The sequence below is a fragment of the Pseudoalteromonas sp. APC 3893 genome, from assembly GCF_030408095.1.
Taxonomy (GTDB): domain Bacteria; phylum Pseudomonadota; class Gammaproteobacteria; order Enterobacterales; family Alteromonadaceae; genus Pseudoalteromonas.
This window is the reverse complement of the sequence record NZ_JASDCD010000018.1, coordinates 78539-87569: the sequence shown is the minus strand read 5'-3', so window position 1 is coordinate 87569 and position 9031 is coordinate 78539. Positions and strand designations below refer to the sequence as shown.

The following is a 9031-nucleotide window of genomic DNA, read 5'->3' as shown; positions in this document are numbered from 1 at the left end:
AGCCCCCTTTGGTCCGTAGACATCATGCGGTATTAGCAGTCGTTTCCAACTGTTGTCCCCCACCTAAAGGCATGTTCCCAAGCATTACTCACCCGTCCGCCGCTCGTCAGCAAAGTAGCAAGCTACTTTCTGTTACCGCTCGACTTGCATGTGTTAGGCCTGCCGCCAGCGTTCAATCTGAGCCATGATCAAACTCTTCAATTAAAAGTTTTTATGTTCCCACCCAATAAAGAGTGAAGAACAGCTCAATGAATTCTGAATTTATTTAATATCTTTCGATATTGAATTGACTGTGCTGCAATAAATTAATTTATTGCTGTTGGTCACTCAGTTTCAATTGAGACTCTAAATTTTGTGTCTTACTACCGAAGTAGTTCGACTGTTAGAACTCAATCTGTACGAGTGCCCACACAGATGATTGCTTTATATTGTTAAAGAACGTTGCGATTAAAGCGCTTTGCTTTATGTCGCTAGGGCTGCGCATATTACGCTTTCCTATTTTTTTGTCAACACTTAATTTTAAACTTTCTAAAAAATCTAAACTCAAGTTTTACTCGACTTACTGATTAGCTGCTTGCCTCGCTAAGCGTTGCCTGCTCTGCCGTCTCAGTGGGGTCGCATTATAGGGAGATACGATTTTTACGCAAGCGTTTATTAAAGAAAACTTAAAATAAAGTACTGTTCGCTCATTATTCATGCCAAACACTACAAAACCTATACTTAATTTACGTTTTAATAACCTTGTTAAGTAATTTAGTGTAAAAAGCCCAGTGAAAATAACTGGGCTTTTACTATATAACGATTAGATAACACCTAAACACATATGAGCCTTAACTCTGTCAATAGGCAATAGTACTCTTTTTGACCGTTTTTATAAATTGACGGTCAATTCTAAATCAATAAACAAATTCGTTTACTTCGTCTGTCGATGCGGCTGTTAAGCAAGTAGCTTACGGCAAACACATATAGGCGCGTTACGCAGTAATCGATTATTGCGATCTCATCGCAGCCAGGTTTTTCCCATATCCTTTTGGGCTTACTGGGGCACTAGACATTCATCGGTTAACCTGATCATGGCACTATTCAAGGCGGCTGGTTTCATCAATGTGATCCAGTTAGTTTCAGGCTCAAGTCAGGTGTAAGCGACTTTGTTTATTGTATTAATGCACGCGTACTGAGCGTCTAATCAAGGCAAGTGGCTTAGGTCTGTAGGCATATAATCAGGTTAAACCTTGTTGGTTATCAACTCACCCAATTGATTGATGCTCAGCCTTATATCCAGTTAGATGTACAGCTCACTCAGTACCGTGACTAACTCTTTAAGAATTTTTCTTCATCGAATACCGTCTCTTTTTTAAGCATATAATAAACACAACGACCCAGCTTATGTGCAAGCGCTGACAATGCTTTGGCTTTGCTCATTCGCTTTTGTAGTTTTTCAAGGTATTTGTTGGCGTTGTGACTGTGACGCAGCAGTAATACAGCGGCTTCCGAGAAAGCCCATTTGAGATGTGCATTGCCAATTTTATTACCTTGGGTGCCATAGGTTTTGCCGGCAGACTCTGCTTTACACTTGACTAACCGACTGTATGAAGCGAACTTTTGTACGCTAGAAAAGCGATTGATGTCACCAATTTCGTAAATGATAGTGAGTGCGAGAATGCGGCCTATACCATTAATTGTTTGCAAGATATTAAGGTGCACAGGATTATGCTGCTTAGCCATTTGTTCAATATAGTGCTCTAAAGGCTTAAGCTCCTTGTGATAACAATCGAGTATGGCCATATTTAAATTAATAGAGCGTTGCACAACGGGATCAGGAAAGTAGTAGCGCATCTTTTCTCTGTCGCAAACGTTCTTTAAATTAACGTTGTGGGCAGGTAAATTGTACTGGCTGGCAGTATTGGCGACATGGGCTTTTAAATCAGCACCATGACGAACAATTTTGGTTCTACGGCGTAATAAGTCGCGTGTAGCACGCATATCTTTGTCATACACATAGGCAAGTGGGAAGTTACCACCACGGATGAGTTTGGCTATTTTATACGAATCAATTTTATCGTTTTTAGCTTTACCGCCATGAATTGCCTTCATATACAAAGCATGACCAAGAATAAAGTCGATAGTGTGTTCTTTACAAAAGTCAGCGACCCAATACCAACAGTGCATACACTCTACGCCAACCACAATGTCACCGATATACGGTTTAAGTAGTTTTAGCAGTGCGTCAGGATCATCTTTAATTTTCTTGTGAACAAGGATAAGTCCTGTATTATCAATGATACAAACATAAAGTAATCGCGCGTGTAAATCGATTCCACAATAATATGGATGCATGTTATTGTAAAAGTTCATTGAGCTTTCTCCTGTAAGGTTGGTTGCCTTTTCAGCGTAGCGAATAATCGCGATGCTGGGGAGGGGCTCAATGAGTATCAAAGCGTAATTAAGCGATACCGTATTGCTCGCGGTATGCTTTAACGGCTTCTAAATGTTCATCCATTGTCCCTTTGCTCTCAAGGTAGCTAATAAGGTCAGCTAATTTCACAATTGAAATTACTTTAGTACCAAAGTCACGCTCTACCTCTTGTATTGCAGATAACTCTGCTTTACCTTTCTCTTGGCGATCAAGTGCGATTAATACACCACTTAAGTCTGCACCATTTTGCGCGATGATTTCCATTGACTCTCGAATAGCAGTACCTGCTGTTATCACATCATCAACTAACATGATTTTGCCTTTGAGCTCAGAGCCTACTAATGTGCCACCTTCACCATGCGCTTTTTTCTCTTTACGGTTAAAGCAATAAGGCACATCTTTATTATGATGATCAGCCAACGCAACAGCTGTGGTGGTCGCAATTGGAATACCTTTATACGCTGGGCCAAATAAAACATCATAATCAATTGCGGCATCTTCAAGGGCAGCGGCATAAAAACGACCAAGACGAGCCAGGTCACGGCCAGTGTTAAATAAACCAGCGTTAAAAAAGTAAGGGCTAGTACGGCCTGATTTTAAAGTAAACTCGCCAAATTTAAGCACCTGCTTTTCAAGTGCAAATTCAATAAACTCTATTTGATAATCTTTCATTACTATTAAACCTATTACTTTATTAAGCGAGTGCTTGCTTTTGCACGTCAATAATTTCGCGAATTGAATGTTTAGCTAAAGTTAGTAGTTCATCAAGCTCATCAAACGAGAAAGGTTCACCTTCAGCAGTACCTTGCACTTCAATGATTTTACCTGTTTCAGTTAGAATCACATTCATGTCTGTTTCAGCATCAGAGTCTTCTAGGTATTCTAAATCACTAATCGCTTGGCCTTTATAAACACCCACTGAAATTGCTGCGATCATAAACTTAAGAGGATTAGAGTTAATCATACCTTTACTACGCATATGAGTCAGCGCATCAACTAAGGCAACACAGGCTCCGCTGATAGATGCAGTACGCGTACCACCATCGGCTTGAATTACATCGCAGTCGATTGTAATAGTATTTTCACCTAATGCTTTTAAATCAACCGCAGCACGAAGAGAGCGTGCGATTAAACGTTGAATTTCCATAGTGCGACCGCTTTGCTTGCCTCGCGCCGCTTCACGACCATTTCGAGTATGGGTTGAGCGAGGTAACATTCCGTACTCAGCTGTGATCCACCCTTTACCTTGGCCTTTCATAAAACGCGGTACACCTGATTCAACAGTTGCTGTACACAGTACTTTAGTGTTGCCAAACTCAACCAACACTGAGCCTTCTGCATGCAATGTATAATTACGCGTAAATGTAACCGGTCTAATTTGGTTAGGTGTTCTTTCGCTTGGACGCATTAACGATCCCCTTAATTCTGAATTTGACATATTATAAGTATATATAGCGGCAGATGCCATGGTGAATTGTAGAAATGCTATAAGCAAAAACAACATCAACAAAAATTTCCGCTAGAGCTTATGCAGTGATACGGTATAATCAGTTCAATATTGTTTAAATAAACTAGGAAACCATCCATGATCCACAGTATGACAGCTTACGCGCGTCGCGAAATAAAAGGCGATTGGGGCACTGGCACGTGGGAAGTTCGTTCAGTTAACCAACGTTACCTTGAAACTTTTATTCGTGCGCCTGAGCAATTTCGTGGCATGGAGCCCGTTATTCGTGAGCGCTTACGTAAACACTTACAGCGCGGTAAAGTTGAAGTATTCTTAAAGTTTGTTGCCAACCCTGCCCATGTTGGTGAGCTTTCAATAAATGAATCGCTTGCTGCGCAACTTATAAATAGTGCTAAATGGGTGCAACAACAAAGTAATGGTGACATCAACCCTGTTGATATTCTGCGTTGGCCTGGTGTCATGGAAGCCGAAGAGCTTGATATGGACAGCGTTAACACCGCCCTTATTTCAGGTTTTGATCAAGTTATCGAAGACTTTAAATCTGCTAGAGCTGATGAAGGTGCAAACCTTGAAGAAATGATAGCCACACGTCTTGATGCTATTTTAGAGCAAGTTGCTGTTGTAGAAACTCACATGCCTGAAATTGCAAAATGGCAACGTGAAAAGCTAAATCAAAAACTTGAAGATTTAAAAACTGACATTGACGAATCACGCCTAGAGCAAGAGCTAATTTACCTTGCCCAAAAGCAAGATGTAGCTGAAGAACTAGACCGCTTGAAGTCGCATGTGAAAGAAACTAAAAAGATCCTTAAAAAAGGCGGTGCATGTGGCCGTCGTTTAGATTTCATGATGCAAGAGTTCAACCGTGAAGCAAACACCCTGGCCTCTAAATCAATTAATAGCGACATCACCAATGCAGCAGTAGAGCTAAAAGTATTGATTGAGCAGATGAGAGAGCAAATTCAAAACATCGAATAGGTTCCTAGGTAGAAGGTTACCCGTCCAAGAATGTCTTAGAAGCCCTGCATTACCTTGTGAAGAGTATTGAAAATAAAGGGCTTTTTATCCCCCAGTCCAAATCGGTTTGCAGATTTCCGTTACCTACTACCTGTTTAGTGGTGGGCAGAATGATAGGCAGCCCCCTCATTTTTCTCAATAAGCGTTTTGCGGTGAGCAAATCGGTGGTGAGCAACCACTATTGCACTCTCCATTATTTCAGAAACTATGGAGTGAACAGGGAAAGCTCACAGCAAAACAGGTTACTGTATACAGCAAAGCCGCCCAAAAAAATATTCAGGCGGTGAAAGCCTATACTTCTGTGTTAGCAAACAGGGCTCACCTAACTGCATGATCGGCTCTGTTGTATACCGTAAACACTTTAATTTAATCGGCGTAAAGCTGACATCTATACTGGCTGTTCGTGCTTTTCTTCCGCCTCTTTGCTGAATTGACTTCACCTAATTCATCACATACGGAATGTTTATAGCTCAGCCCTGTTGCATCTTAAAGAGCGAGCACGAGTGGCCGCTCTCTAACTATGTTGTCTGTGTAGGCAAGATGACATTAATGACTTACTGGCATTACTTTCTAAAGAAGCACTTATACTTACCAAGCGTTTAGTGGGACGAGGATCATTAAGCTTAGCTTTACTGAAAATAAGTTGCGCCAATTCGAGAGATTCATTGCTTAGCGTATTCATGACCTAACTTTTTGTTTATTAGATCATAAATTTAAGAAAATAAAATCTTCTGTATAAGAGACAGACTGATGGCTAGATTTTCAATAATCCAACCAACCTCTCAATTTTACTAGTATCCAACTCGCCCATTTGTTCGCTGTTGCTTAGGGCATAAATTGCACCTTCCACGGCGCTGTGATCGATGTCGGTTCTTGATTCAATAACATTGGCCCACAGCTCAAGGTCATCTAAAGCTATCTCGCCTGCCAAGCAGCGAGTGAGTACATCGAGTACGGTTGCGAGCGTTAATGTGTAAGCAGGGCTTTGCTCATCACTTGTTGTTGAAACAATAATACTGATGGCCTCGTCTTTTTGTTTACCAAAACGGGCAAATTCTGCTAACGCTTGTGCTCTGTTCATCGCTGCTTATCTGTTATTCTATGGATTATTGAAAATTAAACGTATCTCAAATGACTATTTTAGCCTGTTCACAATGCCAAACAACGCTTACGTGCAATGTTGATAATATCAACGCCTGTTGGTGCAATGAACTCCCCGCTATTTTACCGCTTGATAACACAACCACCAGCTGTTTATGTCGAGAGTGTACCTTAGCGAAAATAAATCAATTTCTAACTACCCTCTATCTACGGCCCCTCAAAGAGCAACTTGCTTTTGCAAAATCCTTTCACACTAACGCCAATTTAATCGAAAACCTCGATTATGAAATGCAAAATAGCTATATGGTATTCAGTCGTTGGTTTTTCTTAAAACGTGGAAAATGCTGCCAAAACAACTGCCAAAATTGCCCCTATAAAAAACCATAGAGTATTTATTCAAAATAATTACATAATCTTGCAAATAACGCATGACTATAAGAATAAAAATACACTATAATTAGATATAAATTCACTTTATATCTAATTAATTTTGTTTAAAAAATCACTCAACTTTGATTTTAAAGCATAAATTAACTGTAACTTATTCGGAATAAAAACATGAACACCTTTAGGCCAGCACTTCTTGCATCAGCTGTTTCTGCTATTTTATTTAATAGCCAACACCTTGCAGCTGAAGAATCAACAACCCAAGCAGACAAAGCTATTGAGACTATACAAATCACAGCTACTCGTCGCGCCGGTTCAGTGCAGGAAGCACCTCTTAATATTACAGCTCTTGATGGTGATGTGATTAAAGATCAAAACATTGGTGATCTTGAAGATGTGGCCCGCTGGGTTCCAGGTTTAACTATTTCTGATCAAGGTGGTCGTGAAGGCTCCCCTATAATCGTGCGTGGTTTGAATACCAATACTTCTGATCGTATTTCTGACGGCGGCACTGTTGCAACATACGTAGGCGAAATTCCACTGAATATTGATTTACGCTTAACTGATGTTGACCGTGTTGAAGTATTAATAGGCCCACAAGGCACACTATATGGTGCTGGCACATTAGGGGGAGCGATTCGTTACTTATTAAAGCAGCCTGAGCTTGATATTACCGAAGGGCAAGTAACTGGCGATGTTTTTAGCATAGATGAAAGTGATGGCACCGGTGGTGAATTTGGTTTAGTTTTTAATACACCACTGATTGACGATGTATTAGCAGTGCGTGCCAGTGTAAATTATTACACAAACCCAGGTTATATAGATTATAACTACGTGGTACAAAACCCTGGTTTATCAAACCCAAATCCTGACTTTACTAATGAGCAAGACGTTAGCTCTAACTTACGTAGTGTGAATGATGTGAACGATGAGCAAATTACCACAGGGCGTTTATCACTGCGTTGGCAAGCAAACGAAGATATTGATGCCACTCTTAACTACTTTTATCAAAAACAAGAGAACGGCGGCAACTCAACATCGCAATATAATTCATTAAGCGATAGCAGTGCGTTACAAGGCATGGTTGGGCAATATGAAAATGCAGCCCGAGTGCTTGAGCCAGGTGAAGAAGAAAACGATTTACTAAGTTTAGAAATTAAAGCTGATTTAGGCTTTGCTGAACTTGTATCTGCATCTGGCTGGTCAAGCTACGAGCAATCTGGGCAACGGGATCAAACTGACTTGCTTTACGACATTTGGAGCGGTTACGCGGACTTCCCAGCCTTTGTTGGACAAACACTAGATACATCTACACGTGATAGCTTTACCCAAGAGTTGCGCTTAGTCTCTAATTCCGACAGTGCTTTTAACTGGATTATAGGTGGTTACTACAACAAACTAGAAACTCATTCTGATGATAGAGAATATACGCCAGGCTTAACTGAGTTTTGGGGTGGTGGTATTCCAAATGTACAAGATGACCTTGAGTATATTTTAATTAGCGATTCAGAAACCACTGAAAAAGCACTCTTCGGTGAAATCGGTTATGCTTTTACTGAGCAATTTAACGTAACCCTAGGTGCACGTTTTTATGAGTACGATGTATCAACCACATCAGGCTCTGCGACCCCACTGTATTCAGGTGACTTTGCATCTCTTGATGATTTAGCAATGGAAAATGTTAGCGCTAGCGACAATGGTAACCTATTCAAGTTTAACGCCAGCTACACGTTTGATTCTGGTGTGCTAGCCTACTTTACAGTGAGTGAAGGCTTTAGAATAGGTGGTGGTAACGGTATCGCACCTTGCCCTGAGGTACTACCCGAACAACAAATTGTTTGTGCCTATCCAGATGAAGAAGATTACGAGCCAGATACTACGGTAAACTATGAGCTTGGTTTTAAATCAAGTTGGTTTAAAAATCGCCTTCATTTTAACGCAGCATTATTTAATGTTGATTGGAATGATGCCCAAGTTGGCTCTGCTACTGTCAATGGTCAAGAGCTTATTACGTCTAATGCCGGAGCAGCAAACTCAAAAGGTGTGGAAATTTCATCTCGCGCAATGATTGCTGATAACTGGACTGCCTACGTCACTTATGCCTATGCAAAGGCTGAGCTAACTGAAGATGCACCTGGTTTGTTAGGTGTACTGGACGATGAATACGCACAGTATCAAGCATACTATGATGGTGCTGATGGCGATCGCTTACCAGGTGCTCCAGAGCATCAGTTTTCATTCGGTTTACGTTATGAGCAAGATGTATTGAATGATAAACTGCTCAGTATCAATTACGGTATGACGGCACAAAGTGATACCATCACTAAAGTTGGCTTAAAAGCGGATGGCGAAACATTAGCCGGTTATGCACTAAGTAACTTATCGGCCAAGCTAACAGGTGATATGTGGTCTGCGACTCTCTACGTTGATAATTTATTCGACAAATACGCGTATACCTCAGTACGTCGCGATAAATCTTGGGCAGGTATGGCTAAGTACGAAGAGTTAAATAAAGAGTTACCAGACTTACAACGTGTATACGGCCACTACACAACGGCGCCTCGAACTATTGGGATGAAGTTTACTTATAATTTTGAACTGTAAGTAAATTAACTTTATAAACAAAAGCCTTGGTGTTTTAC

At 40.7% G+C, this 9031-nt stretch carries 8 protein-coding genes and 1 rRNA gene; 3 read left to right on the top strand and 6 right to left on the bottom strand.

From position 1 onward, the window contains the following. From QMA12_RS17295 to rph, 4 genes are all read right to left on the bottom strand, one after another. Positions 1–204, bottom strand: a 16S ribosomal RNA gene (locus tag QMA12_RS17295); the annotation flags it as partial. 1107 nt (positions 205–1311) lie between these two features. Then, positions 1312–2355, bottom strand: coding sequence for an IS110 family transposase (locus tag QMA12_RS17290; RefSeq protein WP_290209526.1), 1044 nt, complete (start codon positions 2353–2355; stop codon positions 1312–1314). An 88-nt stretch (positions 2356–2443) separates the two neighbouring features. Next, the gene (pyrE, locus tag QMA12_RS17285) at positions 2444–3088 is read right to left on the bottom strand and encodes an orotate phosphoribosyltransferase (protein ID WP_087533049.1); all 645 of its coding nucleotides are present in this window, start codon (positions 3086–3088) and stop codon (positions 2444–2446) included. A gap of 22 nt (positions 3089–3110) precedes the next feature. After that, positions 3111–3824, bottom strand: a complete 714-nt coding sequence (gene rph, locus QMA12_RS17280) for a ribonuclease PH (protein WP_058560283.1) — start codon at positions 3822–3824, stop codon at positions 3111–3113. 177 nt (positions 3825–4001) lie between these two features. Between rph and QMA12_RS17275 the strand changes: the two genes are divergently transcribed. Next, positions 4002–4862: a YicC/YloC family endoribonuclease gene (locus QMA12_RS17275; protein ID WP_290209522.1), complete on the top strand. Its 861-nt coding sequence runs from the start codon at positions 4002–4004 to the stop codon at positions 4860–4862. Between the two features lie 553 nt (positions 4863–5415). On the opposite strand, the gene QMA12_RS22230 is transcribed toward QMA12_RS17275, so the two are convergent. Then, positions 5416–5583, bottom strand: coding sequence for a transposase DNA-binding-containing protein (locus QMA12_RS22230; protein ID WP_140394325.1), 168 nt, complete (start codon positions 5581–5583; stop codon positions 5416–5418). Positions 5584–5655: 72 nt separating this feature from the next. Then, positions 5656–5982, bottom strand: coding sequence for a hypothetical protein (locus tag QMA12_RS17270; protein WP_087533051.1), 327 nt, complete (start codon positions 5980–5982; stop codon positions 5656–5658). Positions 5983–6032: 50 nt separating this feature from the next. On the opposite strand from QMA12_RS17270, the gene QMA12_RS17265 reads away from it, so the two are divergent. Together QMA12_RS17265 and QMA12_RS17260 are read left to right on the top strand one after the other, a co-directional pair. Further along, positions 6033–6389, top strand: a complete 357-nt coding sequence (locus tag QMA12_RS17265) for a DUF5522 domain-containing protein (protein ID WP_290209521.1) — start codon at positions 6033–6035, stop codon at positions 6387–6389. Positions 6390–6560: 171 nt separating this feature from the next. Continuing rightward, positions 6561–8993, top strand: coding sequence for a TonB-dependent receptor (locus QMA12_RS17260; protein WP_290209520.1), 2433 nt, complete (start codon positions 6561–6563; stop codon positions 8991–8993). Positions 8994–9031 lie beyond the last annotated feature (38 nt).